Consider the following 16,687-nt stretch of genomic DNA (forward strand, 5'->3'; position numbering starts at 1 on the left):
CGCTCTACGCCTCCCGGAAGCAGTTGACCGGCAGCCCTGGCACCTCGACGCGGCAATGCATCAGCGCCCCGGCAGGCACGGCGGCCCGGCGTTCTTCCTCGGGGCGGCCGTGCGCGGCGGAGGTGATGTAGAGCGTGCGCAGGTCTTCTCCGCCCAGGCAGACCATGGTGGGGCAGCGCACGGGCGTCTCGATGCGCTGCACGACTTCGCCCTGCGGGTCCAGCCGCAGCACGCAGCCGCCTTCGTACATGGCCACCCAGTAGTGGCCCCGGGTGTCGACGCAGGCACCATCGGGCCGGCCGCCGTACAGGCGCCCTTGCGTGCGGGGCGCGAAGGCCTTCCACAGTGCGCGGGCGCCCAGCGTGCCGGTGTCCAGGTCGAAGGCAAAGCGGTCTATGCGGTGTGCGGGCGTGTCGGCCCAGTACAGCCATGCGTCGTCGGGGCTGAAGGCCAGCCCGTTGGCCGTGGTGCAGTCGCCTGCCATGCGCTGGACCGCGTAGCCGCCGTTGTCCACCGCGCGCAGGCACCACAGTGCCGCCTCGGGCGCGGTCTTGGGCGCGAACAGGGAGCCCGCCCAGAAGCGGCCGGCTCGGTCGCAGCGGCCGTCGTTGAGGCGGAACTGGCGTGGATCGTGGTCCAGGCCGGCCAGCATGGTGATGTGGCCGGTGGCCGGCTCCAGCAGGCCGAAGCCGTCTCGCAGGCCGATGACGATGCGGCCCTGGTCCGTGGGCGCGCAGCAGCCGGGCTCGCTGGGCGTGGCCCAGCTTTGCTGCTGGCCGCTGGCCGGGTCCCAGGCATGGATGCGCAGGCCCTGGATATCGCACCAGTAGAGCCGGCGATCAGCGGGGTGCCAGAAGGGCGATTCGCCCAGGGCGCTGGGAGGAACCGGGGCGATCTGCATGGCCATGGTCTGCTCGCTGGAAGTCATGGCCAGCATTCTAGGAGCGGCTCCCGCCAGACCGCTGCTCGCAGATAGTGTGTTGCGCAGATCAGGGATATCTCTAGCCAGGCATGTGCATAGAAGTATCGGCGGCCGGGCTGCCCGTACCAATGCACCCGCAGGCCTGTCCCCACAATCGGTCACCAGCGGCAGGGATGGACCGCGAAGACCACAGCATTCATTGCGAAGGAGACAGACATGCACAGCTTGCTCAGGGCGGGCGCGGCGCTGGCGGTGGCCGCATCGGCCGCCGGCGCACAGGCCGACACCGAACTCGTGATTGCGACCGTGAACAACGGCCACATGATCGAGATGCAGAAACTCTCTGCCCGCTTCGAGCAGGCCCATCCCGGCATCACGCTCAAATGGGTCACGCTGGAAGAGGGCATGCTGCGCCAGCGCGTGACCACCGACATCGCCACCAAGGGCGGCCAGTTCGACGTGATGACGGTGGGCCTGTACGAGGTGCCGATCTGGTCGAGGAATGGCTGGCTGCTGCCGATTGCCACCGATGCCGCCTATGACGCAGACGACTTGCTGCCTTCCATCCGCAAGGGCCTGTCGCACGAAGGCAGGCTCCACGCCCTGCCGTTCTATGGCGAGGCATCGATGCTCATGTACCGCCGTGATCTGGCCGAAAAGGCGGGTTTCACCATGCCCGCGCAGCCGAGCTGGGAGCAGGTGCTGGAATTTGCCGCCAAGGCCCATGATCCCAAGGCTGGCGTCTACGGCATCTGCCTGCGCGGCAAGCCGGGCTGGGGTGACAACATGGCCCTGGTCACCACCATGGTCAACACCCACGGTGGCCAGTGGTTCGACATGCAATGGAAGCCGCAGCTGGACACACCGGCCTGGAAGAAGGCGGTGGGTTTCTATGTGGAGCTGCTGAAGGCCTACGGGCCGCCCGGCGCATCGGCCAACAGCTTCAACGAGAACCTGGCGCTGTTCAACGAGGGCAAGTGCGCGGCCTGGGTCGATGCCAGCATTGCGGCCTCGTTCGTGGGCGATCCACGGCAGTCCAAGGTGGCCGGCAAGGTGGCGTATGCGGCCGCTCCCGTGGCTTCCACGCCCAAGGGGGCGACGTGGCTGTGGACCTGGAACCTGGCCATTCCCGCCAGCTCCAGGAAGGTGGATGCGGCCCAGGCCTTCATCAAATGGGCCACTTCCAAGGAGTATGTGCAGCTGGTGGCGCGCGAGCATGGCTGGCGCGCCGTTCCCACGGGCACGCGGCAGTCCACCTATGCGAGCGCCGAGTTCCAGAAGGTCGCGGACTTTGCCGGCGCCGAGAAAAGCGCCATCGACAGCGTGAGCCTGAGCGATGCGACCGAGCCGCGCTCACCCTACATCGGCGTGCAGTACGTGGCCATCCCCGAGTTCCAGGCCATAGGCATTGCCGTGGGGCAGCAAGTCAGTGCGGCGCTGTCGGGCAAAGCCACGGTGGAGCAGGCGCTCAAGACCTCGCAGACCCTGGCGGACCGCGAGATGAGGAAAAGCGGCTACTACAAGTGATGGCTGCCTCGATGCTTCGACCAAGCCCCGCGCCCATGACGCGCCTGCTGCCCCGCGCGCTCATGGCTCCCGCCGTGGCCGTGCTGCTGTGCTGGATGCTGGTGCCGCTGCTGATGACGGTGTATTTCTCGTTCGTCGACTACAACCTCATGCAGCCGGGCGGCCACCCCTTCGTGGGCCTGCGCAACTACGAGTTCTTCGTCACCGACCCGGACTTCATGCCCGCCGTGCGCCAGACCCTGGTGTTCCTGGCCAGCGTGGTGTCGATCACCGTGGTGCTGGGCGTGCTGCTGGCGCTGCTGGTCAACGAGCCATTTCCGGGCCGCGGCATGGTGCGCGTGCTGCTGATCTCGCCCTTCTTCGTGATGCCCGCCGTCAACGCGCTGCTGTGGAAGCACATGATGATGAATCCCATCTACGGCGTGCTGGCCAGCCTGTGCAGGGCGCTGGGCCTGGAGCCTGTGGACTGGCTGACCGAGGTGCCGCTGCTGTCCGTGGTCATCATGGTGTCCTGGCAGTGGCTGCCTTTTGCCTGCCTGATCTTCATCACCTCGCTGCAGTCGCTGGACCGCGAGCAGATGGAGGCGGCGCGCATGGACGGCGCCAATGCCCTGCAACGTTTCCACCACCTCACGCTGCCCCATCTGGCCCGCCCGATGGCGGTGGTGGTGATGATCGAGATGATCTTCCTGCTGGGCGTGTTTGCGGAGATCGCCATCACCACGGCGGGCGGCCCGGGCAACGAGAGCACCAACCTCACCTATCTCATCTACAAGCAGTCGCTGATGCATTTCGACGTGGGCGTGGCCTCTGCGGGGGCATTGTTCGCCGTGGTGCTGGCCAACATCGTTGCCGTCTTCCTGATCCGCATCGTCGGCAAGAGCCTGGACTGAGCGCATGACGGCCCCTTCACTTTCCACCGCCTTGCGTGCCGCCGCGGCCTGGGCGCTGGCGCTGCTGCTGTTCTTTCCGCTGGGCTGGCTGTTCCTGACCGCGTTCAAGACCGAGCTGCAGGCCATTGCCGTGCCGCCGCTGTTCGTGTTCGAGCCCACGCTGGCCAACTTCGGCGAGGTGCAGCAGCGCAGCAACTACCTGCTGCACGCGCGCAACTCCTTGGTCACCAGCCTGGGGTCCACCCTGGCGGGCCTGGCCATCGCCGTGCCCGCCGCCTACTCGATGGCCTTCTTTCGCACGCGGCGCACACGCGATGTGCTGATGTGGATGCTGTCCACCAAGATGATGCCCGCCGTGGGCGCATTGCTGCCCATCTACGTGCTGGCCCAGGGCGCCGGCCTGCTGGACACGCTCACGGTGCTGACCGTGGTCTTCACGCTGTCCAACCTGCCCATCATGGTGTGGATGCTCTACAGCGCGTTCAAGGACATCCCGCACGAGATCCTCGAAGCCGCGCGCATGGATGGCGCCGGCCTGTGGGCCGAGTTCCGCCATGTGGTGCTGCCGCTGGCGCTGGGCGGCATTGCCTCCACGGGCCTGCTGTGTCTGGTGCTGAGCTGGAACGAGGCCTTCTGGTCGCTCAACCTCAGCAGCGCGCGCGCCGGCACGCTGGCCACGCTGATCGCCTCCTACTCCAGCCCCGAGGGGCTGTTCTGGGCCCGTCTTTCGGCCGCCTCGCTTTTGGCCATCGCGCCCATCGTGGTGTTCGGCTGGTTCAGCCAGAAGCAACTGGTGCAGGGCATGACCTTCGGCGCCGTCAAGTAGCCGCTCTTCAAACCAAGAAAACCATGGCCTATCTGCAACTGCAAGACATGCGCAAGAGCTTTGGCGAGGCGCACATCATCCGTGGCGTGGACCTCGCCATCGAGCGCGGCGAGTTCATCGTCTTCGTCGGCCCCTCGGGCTGCGGAAAATCCACGCTGCTGCGCCTGATCGCGGGGCTGGAGTCCGTCAGCGCGGGCCATCTGCTGCTCGATGGGCGCGACATCACGCACGCGCCCTCGGGCCGGCGCGATCTGGCCATGGTGTTCCAGAGCTATGCGCTGTACCCGCACATGAGCGTGTACGACAACATGTCCTTTGCGCTGCGCCTGGCGGGCGTGCCGCGCAAGGAGATATTGCGCAAGGTCGGCCGGGCGGCAGAAACGCTCAATCTCACGGCCTGCCTGGAGCGCCGCCCGGGCGAGCTGTCGGGCGGGCAGCGCCAGCGCGTGGCCATCGGACGCGCCATCGTGCGCGAGCCCAAGGTCTTCCTGTTCGACGAGCCGCTGTCCAATCTGGATGCGGCGCTGCGCGGCAACACGCGCGTGGAAATCCTCAAGCTGCACCGTGCATTGGGCGCCACCACCATCTATGTGACGCACGACCAGGTGGAGGCCATGACCCTGGCCGACCGCGTGGTGGTGATGCGCGACGGCGCCATAGAGCAGGTGGGCTCTCCTCTGGAACTCTATGACCGCCCGGCCAACCGCTTTGTCGCGCAGTTCATCGGCATGCCGCCGATGAACCTGCTGGCGGCCCATGCCGTGCCGGGCCTGTCGGCCAGCACGCAGGGGCGCTTGCCGCGGGACGGCACGCTGGGCATACGCCCCGAGGCGCTGCGCCTGTCCCGGGCAGATGCAGGTCCCGGTGATGGGGCTGGCGTCCAGGGGCGCGTGGACCTGATCGAAGCCTTGGGTGCCGACACGCTGGTCCATGTGGATGTGGCCGGCGTGCCGCTGGTGGCACGCCAGACCGAGCGCATGCCGCTGGCCGTGGGCGATGGGGTGAGGGTGTCCCTCGACCCGGGCTGCATGCTCCATCTGTTCGACCGCGATGGCCGTGCGCTGGCGGCCTGCTGAGCCTGGCGGCCGAGCCCTGCCTTCTTCTTTCCGTCTCTTCCCATCCCTTTGTCCGGGACACCATGAACGCGACTGCCCCATCCCTTTCCCGCCCCACGGTGCTGCACCTGGGGCTGGGCTCTTTCCATCGCGCGCACCAGGCTGCCTACCAGCAGCGATTGATGGATGCGGGCGACACGCAGTGGGCGCTGGTGGGCGCCAACCTGCGCCCTGACATGGCGCAGACGCTGGACGCCCTGGTGCGACAAGGCGGTGCCTACACGCTGGAGACGATTGCACCCAACGGCACGGTGCACTACCAGTGGATGGATGCCTTGAGCGAGGTGATTCCGTACGCGCCCGGGCTGGCCGCCGTCGTGCAGCGGGGCGCCTGGCCGGCCACCCGCATCATCTCCTTCACGGTCACCGAGGCCGGTTACTGCCTGGATGGTCAGGGAGCGCTCGACGCCGCGCATCCCGATCTGGCGCAGGACCTGGAGCGCGCACGCCGGGGCGAGGCGGGGACCACCCTCTATGGCGTGCTCTGCGCCATCCTGCAGGCGCGCCGCGCCACCGATGCCGGCCCCGTCACGCTGCTGAGCTGCGACAACCTGCGCCACAACGGCGACCGCCTGCGCGCCGGCCTGCTGGCCTTCATGCGCCAGGCACAGCTGCATGGGCTGGCCGACTGGGCACAGCGGCATACCAGCTGCCCCAACGCCATGGTCGATCGCATCACTCCCCGCCCGCCACCGGAGCTGCGCGCGCGCGTGCTGGCCGCCACCGGCCGCGACGACGAGGCCGCGGTGATGGCCGAGCGCTTCACGCAATGGGTGATCGAGGACCGCTTCATTGCCGGGCGCCCCGCCTGGCAGACGGTGGGCGTGGAGCTGGTGCCCTCAGTGGCGCCTTACGAAGAGGCCAAGATCCGCATCCTCAACGCCAGCCACAGCTGCATCGCCTGGGCCGGGACGCTGGCGGGCCTGGAGCATATCCACGAAGGCTGCGCCGTGCCCGCGATACGCCAGATGGCCTGGGACTACGTGACCCGGGATGTGATCGCCTGCCTTTGCGCACCGGGCCGGCCCAGCCCGCTGGACCTGCCGGCCTACCGTGACACGGTGCTGGAGCGCTTTGGCAATGCGGCCCTGCGCGACACCAACCAGCGCGTGGCGGCCGATGGGTTTGCCAAGATCCCCGGCTTCATCGCGCCCACGCTGCGCGAGCGGCTGGAGGACAACGCCGCCATCGATGCCGCGGCCATGCTGCCAGCGCTGTTCCTGGCCTTCCTGCAGCGCTGGCACCGGGGCACACTGCCCTATGCGTACCAGGACCAGGCCATGGACCCGGCGGTGGCGCATGCCATCTGCGCGGCGCCCGATCCCGTGGCCTCGCTGTGCGCCGAGCCGCTGCTGTGGGGCGAGGTGGCAGGCCATCCGCAGCTGGTGGAGTCGGTGCGCCGGGCCTCGGAGCGGGTACGGGCATTTGTGGACAGAACCGAAACATGCACAAGGCGGAGCTGACATGCGCATAGCCATCGTGGGCGAGGCCCTGATCGATTTCACCGCCACGGGTGGCCTGGCCTTCCAGGGCCATGAGGGCGGGGCGCCCGCCAATGGCGCCATCGCGGCGGCGCGGCTGGGGCAGGCCACGGGCCTTGTCTCGCAGCTCTCGGAGGACCTCTTTGGCGAGCGCCTGTTCGCGCACCTGCAGCGCAACGGCGTGGACATGCGCCTGGTGCAGCGCTGCAGCGCGCCCAGCACGCTGGCCTTTGTGGAGCGCGGCGAACACACCAACCGCTATGCCTTCTACATGCAGGGCACGGCCGACACGCTGTGGGCGCCTGCCGAGCTGCCGAAGTTGCCGGACGAATGCCGCATCCTGCAGTTCGGCTCCATCGCGCTGCTGCATGCGCCGGCGGGGCCGCGCATCCTGGATCTGGTGGCCGCGCAGCGCGGTCGGCGCCTCATCGTCTTCGACCCCAATGTGCGCCCTACGCTGATCCGCGATGCGCAGGCCTTCCGGCGCGACTGCCGGGACTGGCTGGCCCTGGCCGACCTGGTCAAGCTCAGCGACGAGGATGCGGCCTTCATCGCGCCCGGTCAGCCGGTGCTGGAGGCTGCCGGGAGCTGGCTGTCGCGCGGGCCCAGGGCCGTGGTGCTCACGCAGGGGGCCGAGGGCGCCACCTTGCTGCGCGCAGGCCGCGCTCCGCTGTCGGTGCGCCCGCCTGCAGTGCCGCTGGCGGACACCATCGGCGCGGGCGACACCTTTGGCGCGGCACTGTCCGTGGCGTTGCTCGAGCGCGGCGTGAAGCAGGCGCAGCAGTTGCAGTCCCTGCCAGATGCCGCGTGGCGCGAGGTGCTGCGCTTTGCGGCCACGGCAGCCGCGCTCAACTGCACGCGCGCCGGCGCCCAGCCGCCCTGGCGTGCGGAGCTGGATGCCGCGCTTGCGGGCCTGGATGCTGCGCAGGCGCAGCAGCACCACAGGGCGTAGCGGCCGCCGGTGTTACCGTGCGCCCTGTGCCCGTCTCATCGTCCCTGATTGACCGACTGCCATGCCCAGCACACGCCGCCGCCCGCCGCGCCAGCGCCATCCCGAACTGGAGCGCGACTTTGTCCGCACGCCCGCCCTCGGCTATGAAGACGTGGAGGGCAGTGGCCTGGTGCGCTGCCTGGCGCATGGTTTCCCGAGTCCGCTGGTGCGCTGGCATTTCCATGACGAGTACGAGCTGCATCTCATCACCCACACCTCGGGCCGTGCCTTCGTGGGTGACTGGATAGGGCCGTTCGAGCCGGGCCACCTCGTGCTGTGCGGGCCGCGCCTGCCGCACAACTGGATATCGTTCGACGTGCCCGAGGCCGGCGCGCCCGAACGCGATCTCGTCATCCTGTTCAACCACGATCCCATTGCCCGTGCGGCCGAGCAGATCCCCGAGATGCGCGAGGTGCTGCAGCTGCTGGACCGCGCGCGCCACGGCATCGAGTTCTTCGGCATGGCCGAGGCAGCGCGCGTGCACTGGGAGGCGGTCCGGGGTGCGCGCGGCATGCGCCGCTTCACGGCCTTTTGTGATCTGCTGTCCGATCTTTCCGAATGCACCGACTACCGGCTGCTGTCGGCCGTGCAGATGCAGGGCGTGCAGGCCGAGGCCCAGGTGGACCAGATCAACGAGGTGGTCAACCGCATCATGGCGCGCGTGAACGAGCCGCTGAGCCTGGCGGACGTGGCGGCCGAACTGGGCATGAGCGAAAGCCGCTTCAGCCGTTTCTTTCGCCGTGCCACAGGCAACAGCTTCACCGACTTTGTCAGCCGCGTGCGCATCAACAGTGCCTGCCATCTGCTCATGCAGACCGATTGCTTCATCGCCGATATCTGTTTTCAGGTCGGCTTCAGCAATCTGGCCAACTTCAACCGGCGCTTCCTTGAAATCAAGGGGATGACGCCCTCGGAATTCCGCAGGCAGGCCGAAAGCCGCTTCGGCGCGGGCTGAGGCGGGCGAGGGACCTGGAATCCGGGAAAGAAGGGGTGTGGTATTGCGCGCCACATGGGTAGAGCCCTTATTGCCGCGCTGGCACAGATCGATATGCTGGGTTGCGAAAAACACATGTTCCGCACCGGATCCGTGGCCAGTTTGTGACCACGATCAAGGAATGTGTCTTCCTCTGCGCGCAGGGGCGAAAGCAGGGTTCCTGACGATATCAATCACAGGGGGCCCCATTGTAGAATCCGCCGAATTTTGCGCTTTCAACAACAGAACCACGCCCTCGATATGAAGTTGCTTGCCTCTTTGCTGACGGCTGCCATTCTTGCTGCAGCCCCCGCCTTTCCCGCTTTCTCCGCTGGCGAGGCACCTGCTGCCCCGGCTCAGCCGAAGGCGGCCAAGGCCGATCTGGCGAAGGGCGAGGCCAGCTACACCGCCGTCTGCGCGGCATGCCATGCGGCCGACGGCAATTCGACGGTGCCCATCCAGCCCAAGCTTGCCGGCCAGCATCCCGAGTACCTGGTCAAGCAGTTGCTGGAGTTCAAGGACGACAAGCGCAAGGACCCGGTGATGAAGGGCTTTGCCAGCATGCTCAGCGAGCCTGACATGAAGAACATCGCCGCCTGGCTGCATGCGCAAAAGCCCAAGGACGGCTTTGCCAAGGACAAGGACCTGGTGGCCATGGGCGAGCGCATCTACCGTGGTGGCATCCAGGAGCGCAACATCGCCGCCTGCGCAGGCTGCCACAGCCCCAACGGCGCCGGCATCCCGGCCCAGTACCCGCGTCTGGCCGGCCAGCACGCCGACTACACCACCACCCAGCTCACGGCCTTCCGTGACGGCAAGCGCGGCAATAGCATTCAGATGACGCAGGTTGCTGCCAAGCTTAACGATCGCGAAATCAAGGCCGTGGCAGACTACATCGCTGGCCTGCGTTGATGTGCTCCCGGAACCGATGCGGTTCCCAGGGTAATCACCGGGAACCTATTGCCCTATAGACGCCCCAAGCCAGGCGGGTCCATCGCATGAATGCAGATGGTCCCGCTTTTTTCATTCGGGTTTTGGTTTTTCGCTCTTCATGTCAGACAACTCTTCCGGTGCCGCTCTTGCCTCCCCCCGCCCGCAGGCCGCGCGCGCGATGCTGGAGCTGCTGGCATCGATGCGCTTTGCGATCTCGCTGCTGACGGTCATCTGCATTGCCTCGGTGATCGGCACCGTGCTCAAGCAGCATGAGCCGGTGGGCAACTACGTCAACCAGTTCGGACCGTTCTGGGCCCAGCTGTTTCTTGCGCTCAAGCTCAATGCGGTCTACAGCGCCTGGTGGTTCCTGCTGATCCTGGCCTTTCTGGTGATCAGCACCTCGCTGTGCGTGGCACGCCATGCGCCCAAATACCTGGCCGATCTGCGCAATTTCAAGGAAAACGTTCGCGAGCAAAGCCTCAAGGCCTTCAGCCACCGTGCGCAGAATGTGGTGCCCGGCAGCACCGAGGAAGCCGCCAGGCGCCTGGGCCAGCAGCTGGTGTCGGGCGGCTGGAAGGTGCGGCTGCAGCAGCGCGATACGGCGGCCGGTCCCGGCACGGGCTGGATGCTGGCGGCCAAGGCGGGCGCGGCCCACAAGCTGGGCTACATCGCCGCCCATGGCGCCATCGTGCTGATCTGCCTGGGGGGGCTGTTCGACGGTGACCTTATCGTGCGTGCGCAGATGTGGCTGGGAGGCAAAACACCTTATACCGGCGGTGGCCTGATCTCCGAGGTGTCCGAGCAGCACCGGCTGAGCGAACGCAACCCCACCTTCCGCGGCAACCTGCTGGTGACCGAGGGCGGCACGGCGGGCACGGCCATCCTGTCGCAGTCCGATGGCGTGCTGCTGCAGGAGCTGCCCTTTGCGGTGGAGCTCAAGAAGTTCATCGTCGAGTACTACTCCACGGGCATGCCCAAGCTGTTTGCCAGCGAGGTCGTCATCCACGACAAGGCCACGGGCGAGAAGCTGGAAAAGCGCATCGAGGTCAACCACCCGGCCAGCTACCGCGGCATCGAGATCTACCAGTCCAGCTTTGATGACGGCGGCTCGTCGGTGAAGCTGCATGCCGTGCCGCTGGAGGCCGGGACCAAGCCCTTCGATGTCGAAGGCGTGATTGGCGGCTCCAGCCAGTTCACGCGCAAGCTCGCCGACGGCAAGGACGAGGCGCTGACGCTGGAGTTTGCCGAGCTGCGCACCATCAACGTCGAGAACTTCGGCGGTGCGGGCGGCGCCAGTGGCAGCGCCACCGATGTGCGCAAGGTGGACCTGAAGCAGGCCATCGACGAGCGCCTGGGCGCGGCCCACAAGACCGTGACCAAGAAGGAGCTGCGCAACATCGGCCCCAGCATCCGCTACAAGCTGCGCGATGCCGCGGGCCAGGCGCGCGAGTTCCAGAACTACATGCTGCCCGTGGACACGGGCGACGGCCAGCGCGTGTTCCTGCTGGGCGTGCGCGAAAACCAGGCCGACGCCATGCGCTATCTGCGCATTCCCGCCGACCCCGAAAGCGAAATGGGCACCTTCCTGCGCCTGCGCAGTGCGCTGCAGGATCCCAAACTGCGCGAGCAGGCGGCCCGGGCCTATGTGGCCAAGGCCATCGATTCCTCGCGCTCCGAGCTGAGCGGTGCGCTGGCGCAGTCGGCCACCAAGGCGCTGGAGCTGTTCGCGGGACAGACCGACAAGAAGGGTCCCGATGGCAAGCCACTGGGCGGGCTGCAGGCCATCTCCGATTTCATGGAAAGCAATGTGCCCGCGGCCGAGCGTGAACGCGCGGGCGAGGTGCTGGTGCGCATTCTCAATGGCGTGCTGTTCGAGATGGCCCAGATCGTGCGGGCCCAGGCCGGCCAGGCACCGCTGGAGCCCAGCGAGCAGACGCAGTCCTTCATGACACAGGCCGTGTTCTCGCTCAGCGACGCGCAGTTCTACCCCGTGCCCATGGTCTTCATGCTGCAGGACTTCAAGCAGGTGCAGGCCAGCGTGTTCCAGGTGGCGCGTGCACCGGGCAAGAACGTGGTGTATCTGGGCTGCCTGTTTCTCATCATCGGCGTGTTCTGCATGCTGTACGTGCGCGACCGCCGCATCTGGATCTGGCTCACGCCTCGCGATGGCCAAAGCCATGCCGAAATGGCCTTGTCCACCAATCGCAAAACGCTCGATGGTGATAGAGAATTCGCCATGCTGGCCGGCAAGCTGATAGGCGCCGAGCCCATCCACAAGAAACCCCCCGGAGGTTCCGCATGAACACCGCCACCACGACGACTTTGACGCTCAACGAGGGCTTCTTCGCCCGCCGCAACTGGTTCGACTGGGTGTTTGCGGCCCTCGTGGCGGCGGGGCTGCTCTATGCGCTGCAGCGCTATGGCGAGTACATGGACGTCTACGAGAAGTGCATCCTGGTCGGCACCATTCCCGCGGCCATCTGGCTGGGCTGGTTCTGGCGCTCGCTGCGGGCGCTGATGCTGGTGGTGGCCGGGCTGTCGCTGCTGGCCATTGCGCTGTACCAGGGGCCGGAGGGGGCGCAGCTGGCGCGCTCGGACACGGTGTTCGGCCTCAAGTACTTCCTGTCCAGCCAGTCGGCCATCCTCTGGATGAGCATGGTGTTCTTCATCAGCACCGTCTTCTACTGGATCGGCATGTTTGCGCGGGGCGAGGGCATGGCGCTGTCGCTGCTGGGCTCGCGCCTGGCCTGGCTGGCCGTGACGCTGGCGCTGGTGGGCACCATGGTGCGCTGGTACGAGAGCTATCTGATCGGCCCTGACGTGGGGCACATCCCGGTCAGCAACCTCTATGAAGTGTTCGTCATGTTCTGCTGGATGACGGCGCTGTTCTATCTGTACTACGAACAGCACTACGACACGCGCGCCCTGGGTGGCTTCGTGATGCTGGTGGTCAGCGCGGCCGTGGGCTTTTTGCTGTGGTACACGCTGGTGCGCGAGGCGCACGAGATCCAGCCCCTGGTGCCGGCGCTCAAGAGCTGGTGGATGAAGCTGCATGTGCCGGCCAACTTCATCGGCTACGGCACCTTCGCGCTGGCTGCCATGGTCTCCTTCGCCTACCTCATCAAGCAGCAGGCCACGGAGACGCGCTGGTACAAGCTCGCCCCGCTGTGGATGCTGGGCGTGGTGCTGTGCTTCGAGCCCATCGTTTTCCGCAAGGGTGCGACCGACAACGGCGGCAGCTACTGGATGGTGTACTTCGGCGTCTCGGCGCTGATCGTGGCCGGCATCCTGCTGGCGCGCAAGCGCATCGCCGAGCGGCTGCCCAGCTTCGAGCTGCTGGACGATGTGATGTACAAGTCCATCGCCGTGGGCTTTGCCTTCTTCACCATCGCCACCGTGCTGGGCGCGCTGTGGGCGGCCGAGGCCTGGGGCGGCTACTGGAGCTGGGACCCCAAGGAAACCTGGGCGCTGATCGTCTGGCTCAACTACGCGGCCTGGCTGCACATGCGCCTGGTCAAGGGCCTGCGCGGCACCGTGTCCGCCTGGTGGGCGCTGGGCGGGCTGGCCATCACCACCTTCGCCTTCCTGGGCGTGAACATGTTCCTGTCGGGACTGCACAGCTACGGCGAGCTGTGATCCGCTGCTGATTCGGACCGCCGCCGAACAAAGGGCTGCATGCGCCGGCGCGCATGCAGCCCTTTTTGTATCCGGCTCTTTTTCATGGCAGTTGAGGCTGGGGCGTAGCATGGAACTTGCGCGGGCCTGCAAGGCTCCCAATCGTCATGCCGCCCGGTACCCCTGCCGCAGCAGGCACTTTCGGAGATTCCCATGCTGATCCGCTCCCACGACAACGGCTTCCAACATCCGCAAGGCAGCGAAATCACGCCCCGGGCGAGCTACCTGCAGCGCCGGGCCTGGCTGCAGTACCTGGCCGCAGGTTCGGCCGGTGCCGCCTTGCCGGGCTGGGCGGCAGGCGTGCAGCGCCCCGGCAAGCTGGCGGCGCTGGCTTCCGTGCCTTCGCAGGTGCCGGGTGCGAACTCCATGGAGCGCGTCACCGCCTATGCCGATGCGTCGCAGTACAACAACTTCTACGAATTCGGCCTGGACAAGGACGATCCTGCCAAGAACGCCCACACGCTCAAGACGCGGCCGTGGACAGTGAAGATCGAAGGCCTGGTCCAGCAGCCGCAGACACTGGACCTGGATGCGCTGCTCAAGCTCGCACCGCTGGAAGAGCGCATCTACCGGCTGCGCTGCGTGGAAGGCTGGTCCATGGTGATTCCCTGGGTCGGCTATTCCCTGGCCGAGCTGCTGCGCAAGGTGCAGCCGCTGGGCAGTGCCAAGTACGTGGAATTCGTGACCCTGGCCGACAAGGCGCAGATGCCGGGCCTGCGCAGCGGCGTGCTGGACTGGCCTTACACCGAGGGGCTGCGCCTTGATGAAGCCATGCACCCGCTGACGCTGCTGGCCTTCGGCATGTATGGCGAAGTGCTGCCCAACCAGAATGGCGCGCCCGTGCGGCTGGTCGTGCCGTGGAAATACGGCTTCAAGAGCGCCAAGAGCATCGTTGCCATCCGCCTGACCGACAAGGAGCCGGGCACGGCCTGGAACAAGGCGGCGCGCAACGAGTACGGCTTTTATTCCAATGTGAATCCGGACGTGCCGCACCCGCGCTGGAGCCAGGCCACGGAGCGGCGCATTGGCGAGGATGGCCTGTTCGCCAAGAAGCGCAAGACGCTGCTGTTCAACGGCTACGAAGCCCAGGTCGGCCAGCTCTACACGGGCATGGATCTGAAGAAGTTCTATTGATGCGGCCCATGCAATGACGGTGTTACAGCGCCTTTTGCTGCACCGGGCGGCCAAGCCGCTGGTGTTTCTTGTGTGCCTGCTGCCGTTTGCGTGGCTGCTGGCCGGAGCCATCCTGAACACTCTTGGCGCCAATCCGGCCGAGGCCCTGCTGCGCTCCACGGGCGACTGGACGCTGCGCTTTCTTTGCGTGGTGCTGGCCGTGACACCGCTGCGCCAGGCGCTGGGGCTGACGGCGCTGGCGCGCTTTCGGCGCATGCTGGGCCTGTATGTGTTCTTCTACGCCGTGCTGCACCTGCTGTGCTATGCGTGGTTCGACATGGGGCTGGACTGGGGCGAGATCGTGCTCGACATCCCCAAACGCCCGTTCATCCTCGTGGGCTTTGCGGCCCTGCTCTTGCTGACCGCGCTTGCCGCCACATCGCCGCACCGTGTGCTCCGGGCCATGGGCGCAAAGCGCTGGCAATGGCTGCACCGCTGCATTTATGCGGTGGCGCCGCTGGCCCTGCTGCATTTCTTCTGGATGCGCGCGGGCAAGAACAACTTCGCCGAGGTCGGCGTATACGCCGCCATTCTTGCGCTGCTGCTGGGCTGGCGTGTGGCCCATGCACTGCGCCGCCGGCGCGCCAGAAGCTAGCCCGCGACGGCGCGCAGGGCAGGGCGCAGTTGGCGGGTGACGGGGTCGATGTCCGCCATGGGCAACTGGTAGTTGCGCTGGTCGAACAGATCAATGCCGCACTGCAGGCCTTCCAGCCAGTTGAACAGGTCGGCAATCGCCTTGGCGCCCATGATGGGCGCGCCGTGCTGGGGCACGATCATGTCGATGGGCAGCTGGCGCGCCATCTGCACCCACAGCCGCAGGATCTTGTTGGAGACCATGTAGCGGCGGTGAAAACCTTCCATGCGCGCGATGTGCGGCACCAGATCGGTCACCGGCTCCTGTGCCTCGATGCCGTTCATCAGGGACACGCCCAGGTCGCCCGTGAACAGGATGCGGCTGACGGGATCGTAGAAGTGGAAGTTGCCCTCGGCATGCAGGAAGTGGGCGGGCAGCAGGTGCAGCTCATGGCGGCCCAGCGGCAGCCGGCCGCCGGCGTCCGGCACGCCGATCACGCGGTTCTCGGTCTTGCCGACCTTGGTGAAGTGGGGCGCAAAGCGCTCCCAGATGCGCGAGATCACCAGCTGGGCCTTGGTGCTGGTCATCCAGCGATCCAGCGAGGCAATGATGTCGGGATCGGCGTGGGAGGCAATCAGATAGGAAAGCTTGTGCGGCGCGAAATGCCGCGACATGCCCATGAACAGCTCGTTGAACGCGAGATTGCCGCCCGGGTCGATGATGGCGCCCGTGTCGTCATCGACGATGAGGAACTGGTTGGCCTGTATGGCCTGTCCATCTTCCTCGATGAGGTCGGTGAACATCAGGCAGGCGTGGTTTTTGTCTCGGTAAAGCTCTACGGGCATGGCGGGTTGTCGAGGGACAAGATGCGGTCACTCTAAGCGCCATGCCATGCAGCGGGGTTGACGTGCATCAAGCCGCAGTGCGGCTGCCGCGTCAGTCGGCCTGTGGCCTGCGGGAGTCCGAGGCGCCCGTGGGCGTGGAGCTTTCCTCGACGGCTGCATTGGAGGGGCCGGTCGGCAAGGTGGTGGGCGCCGGTGCGGGCGTTGCCCGCTCGGCCGGGCTGGAGATGCCCAGGGTCTGCGGCAGCGTGGCGCGGTGGCTGGCGGCTGGCGAGCTGGGCAGGAACAGAGGCCCCTTCTGCCCACAGGCCGCAAGGGACGCCGCACAGGCCCCAAGGGCAATGCACCTGACTAGAATTTGCGAGGCTTTCAACATAAGCGAATTGTAATGACCGACCAAGAATTTCTGGACCTTGCCGAACGACTGCTGCTGGCGGTGGAGCAAGACTGCGATCGCATCAACGATGAAACCGATGCCGACCTCGATGCCCAGCGCGTGGGAGGCATGGTGACCCTGGTCTTTGCCAACCGCAGCCAGATCGTGATCAACCAGCAAAAGCCGCTGCACGAGATCTGGCTGGCCGCCAAGGCCGGCGGCTTCCACTACCGCTACGACGCGTCGCAGGGCGCCTGGCTCGATACCAAGGGCGCGGGCGAGTTCTTCGCCAACCTGAGCCGCTACGCCACCGAGCAATCGGGCCTGGCGCTGCAGTTCTCGGCGCGCTGAGACCCCGGCTTTCGGCTGGCTCCAAAAGAAAAGCC

General features: G+C 66.6%; 16 protein-coding genes. 13 read left to right on the top strand and 3 right to left on the bottom strand.

Annotated elements, in window-relative coordinates:
- Positions 1–4 precede the first annotated feature (4 nt).
- On the bottom strand, positions 5–907 hold the full coding sequence (locus PO605_RS13670; RefSeq protein ID WP_026062015.1) for an SMP-30/gluconolactonase/LRE family protein: 903 nt from the start codon (positions 905–907) through the stop codon (positions 5–7).
- A gap of 231 nt (positions 908–1,138) precedes the next feature.
- On the opposite strand from PO605_RS13670, the gene PO605_RS13675 reads away from it, so the two are divergent.
- The 12 genes from PO605_RS13675 to PO605_RS13730 all read left to right on the top strand — a co-directional run bounded on the left by PO605_RS13675 (position 1,139) and on the right by PO605_RS13730 (position 15,104).
- Positions 1,139–2,449: an ABC transporter substrate-binding protein gene (locus PO605_RS13675; RefSeq protein WP_047473560.1), complete on the top strand. Its 1,311-nt coding sequence runs from the start codon at positions 1,139–1,141 to the stop codon at positions 2,447–2,449.
- A gap of 35 nt (positions 2,450–2,484) precedes the next feature.
- Positions 2,485–3,342 (top strand): carbohydrate ABC transporter permease, encoded by an 858-nt coding sequence (locus PO605_RS13680; RefSeq protein ID WP_016445524.1) that lies wholly within the window; start codon positions 2,485–2,487, stop codon positions 3,340–3,342.
- 4 nt (positions 3,343–3,346) lie between these two features.
- A complete protein-coding gene (locus PO605_RS13685; protein ID WP_026062016.1) occupies positions 3,347–4,168 on the top strand; it encodes a carbohydrate ABC transporter permease in 822 nt (273 codons plus the stop codon).
- A gap of 23 nt (positions 4,169–4,191) precedes the next feature.
- On the top strand, positions 4,192–5,244 hold the full coding sequence (locus PO605_RS13690; RefSeq protein ID WP_047473565.1) for an ABC transporter ATP-binding protein: 1,053 nt from the start codon (positions 4,192–4,194) through the stop codon (positions 5,242–5,244).
- Positions 5,245–5,306: 62 nt separating this feature from the next.
- Positions 5,307–6,746: a D-arabinitol 4-dehydrogenase gene (gene dalD, locus PO605_RS13695; protein ID WP_047473575.1), complete on the top strand. Its 1,440-nt coding sequence runs from the start codon at positions 5,307–5,309 to the stop codon at positions 6,744–6,746.
- 1 nt (position 6,747) lies between these two features.
- Entirely contained in the window at positions 6,748–7,716 is a 969-nt protein-coding gene (locus tag PO605_RS13700; RefSeq protein WP_047473577.1) for a carbohydrate kinase family protein, read from the top strand.
- Between the two features lie 61 nt (positions 7,717–7,777).
- Entirely contained in the window at positions 7,778–8,710 is a 933-nt protein-coding gene (locus PO605_RS13705) for an AraC family transcriptional regulator (RefSeq protein WP_047473579.1), read from the top strand.
- A 279-nt stretch (positions 8,711–8,989) separates the two neighbouring features.
- Entirely contained in the window at positions 8,990–9,640 is a 651-nt protein-coding gene (locus PO605_RS13710; RefSeq protein ID WP_016445530.1) for a c-type cytochrome, read from the top strand.
- 139 nt (positions 9,641–9,779) lie between these two features.
- Entirely contained in the window at positions 9,780–11,963 is a 2,184-nt protein-coding gene (locus PO605_RS13715) for a cytochrome c biogenesis protein ResB (RefSeq protein WP_272206551.1), read from the top strand.
- Entirely contained in the window at positions 11,960–13,297 is a 1,338-nt protein-coding gene (gene ccsB, locus PO605_RS13720) for a c-type cytochrome biogenesis protein CcsB (RefSeq protein WP_272206552.1), read from the top strand. Before PO605_RS13715 ends, ccsB begins: the two co-directional genes overlap by 4 nt.
- A gap of 192 nt (positions 13,298–13,489) precedes the next feature.
- Positions 13,490–14,470, top strand: coding sequence for a protein-methionine-sulfoxide reductase catalytic subunit MsrP (gene msrP, locus PO605_RS13725; protein WP_016445533.1), 981 nt, complete (start codon positions 13,490–13,492; stop codon positions 14,468–14,470).
- A gap of 13 nt (positions 14,471–14,483) precedes the next feature.
- Positions 14,484–15,104, top strand: a complete 621-nt coding sequence (locus PO605_RS13730; protein WP_026062808.1) for a sulfite oxidase heme-binding subunit YedZ — start codon at positions 14,484–14,486, stop codon at positions 15,102–15,104.
- Here PO605_RS13730 and PO605_RS13735 read toward each other — a convergent pair.
- Positions 15,101–15,928, bottom strand: a complete 828-nt coding sequence (locus PO605_RS13735) for an MBL fold metallo-hydrolase (protein WP_272206553.1) — start codon at positions 15,926–15,928, stop codon at positions 15,101–15,103. The genes PO605_RS13730 and PO605_RS13735 overlap by 4 nt on opposite strands.
- A gap of 91 nt (positions 15,929–16,019) precedes the next feature.
- On the bottom strand, positions 16,020–16,301 hold the full coding sequence (gene lptM / locus PO605_RS13740) for an LPS translocon maturation chaperone LptM (protein ID WP_082254145.1): 282 nt from the start codon (positions 16,299–16,301) through the stop codon (positions 16,020–16,022).
- 12 nt (positions 16,302–16,313) lie between these two features.
- Between lptM and cyaY the strand changes: the two genes are divergently transcribed.
- Positions 16,314–16,652, top strand: a complete 339-nt coding sequence (gene cyaY / locus PO605_RS13745; RefSeq protein ID WP_017406663.1) for an iron donor protein CyaY — start codon at positions 16,314–16,316, stop codon at positions 16,650–16,652.
- Positions 16,653–16,687: the final 35 nt, after the last annotated feature.

Source organism: Delftia sp. DT-2, assembly GCF_028401915.1.
GTDB classification, from domain to species: domain Bacteria; phylum Pseudomonadota; class Gammaproteobacteria; order Burkholderiales; family Burkholderiaceae_C; genus Comamonas; species Comamonas tsuruhatensis.

Coding starts and splice junctions, on each gene's coding strand:
- ccsB (WP_272206552.1), top strand. CDS start 11,960: ATGAACACCGCCACCACGACGACTTTGACGCTCAACGAGGGCTTCTTC.
- PO605_RS13730 (WP_026062808.1), top strand. CDS start 14,484: ATGACGGTGTTACAGCGCCTTTTGCTGCACCGGGCGGCCAAGCCGCTG.
- PO605_RS13700 (WP_047473577.1), top strand. CDS start 6,748: ATGCGCATAGCCATCGTGGGCGAGGCCCTGATCGATTTCACCGCCACG.
- PO605_RS13710 (WP_016445530.1), top strand. CDS start 8,990: ATGAAGTTGCTTGCCTCTTTGCTGACGGCTGCCATTCTTGCTGCAGCC.
- cyaY (WP_017406663.1), top strand. CDS start 16,314: ATGACCGACCAAGAATTTCTGGACCTTGCCGAACGACTGCTGCTGGCG.
- PO605_RS13690 (WP_047473565.1), top strand. CDS start 4,192: ATGGCCTATCTGCAACTGCAAGACATGCGCAAGAGCTTTGGCGAGGCG.
- PO605_RS13735 (WP_272206553.1), bottom strand. CDS start 15,928: ATGCCCGTAGAGCTTTACCGAGACAAAAACCACGCCTGCCTGATGTTC.
- PO605_RS13680 (WP_016445524.1), top strand. CDS start 2,485: ATGACGCGCCTGCTGCCCCGCGCGCTCATGGCTCCCGCCGTGGCCGTG.
- PO605_RS13675 (WP_047473560.1), top strand. CDS start 1,139: ATGCACAGCTTGCTCAGGGCGGGCGCGGCGCTGGCGGTGGCCGCATCG.
- PO605_RS13685 (WP_026062016.1), top strand. CDS start 3,347: ATGACGGCCCCTTCACTTTCCACCGCCTTGCGTGCCGCCGCGGCCTGG.
- PO605_RS13715 (WP_272206551.1), top strand. CDS start 9,780: ATGTCAGACAACTCTTCCGGTGCCGCTCTTGCCTCCCCCCGCCCGCAG.
- PO605_RS13670 (WP_026062015.1), bottom strand. CDS start 907: ATGGCCATGCAGATCGCCCCGGTTCCTCCCAGCGCCCTGGGCGAATCG.
- PO605_RS13705 (WP_047473579.1), top strand. CDS start 7,778: ATGCCCAGCACACGCCGCCGCCCGCCGCGCCAGCGCCATCCCGAACTG.
- msrP (WP_016445533.1), top strand. CDS start 13,490: ATGCTGATCCGCTCCCACGACAACGGCTTCCAACATCCGCAAGGCAGC.
- lptM (WP_082254145.1), bottom strand. CDS start 16,301: ATGTTGAAAGCCTCGCAAATTCTAGTCAGGTGCATTGCCCTTGGGGCC.
- dalD (WP_047473575.1), top strand. CDS start 5,307: ATGAACGCGACTGCCCCATCCCTTTCCCGCCCCACGGTGCTGCACCTG.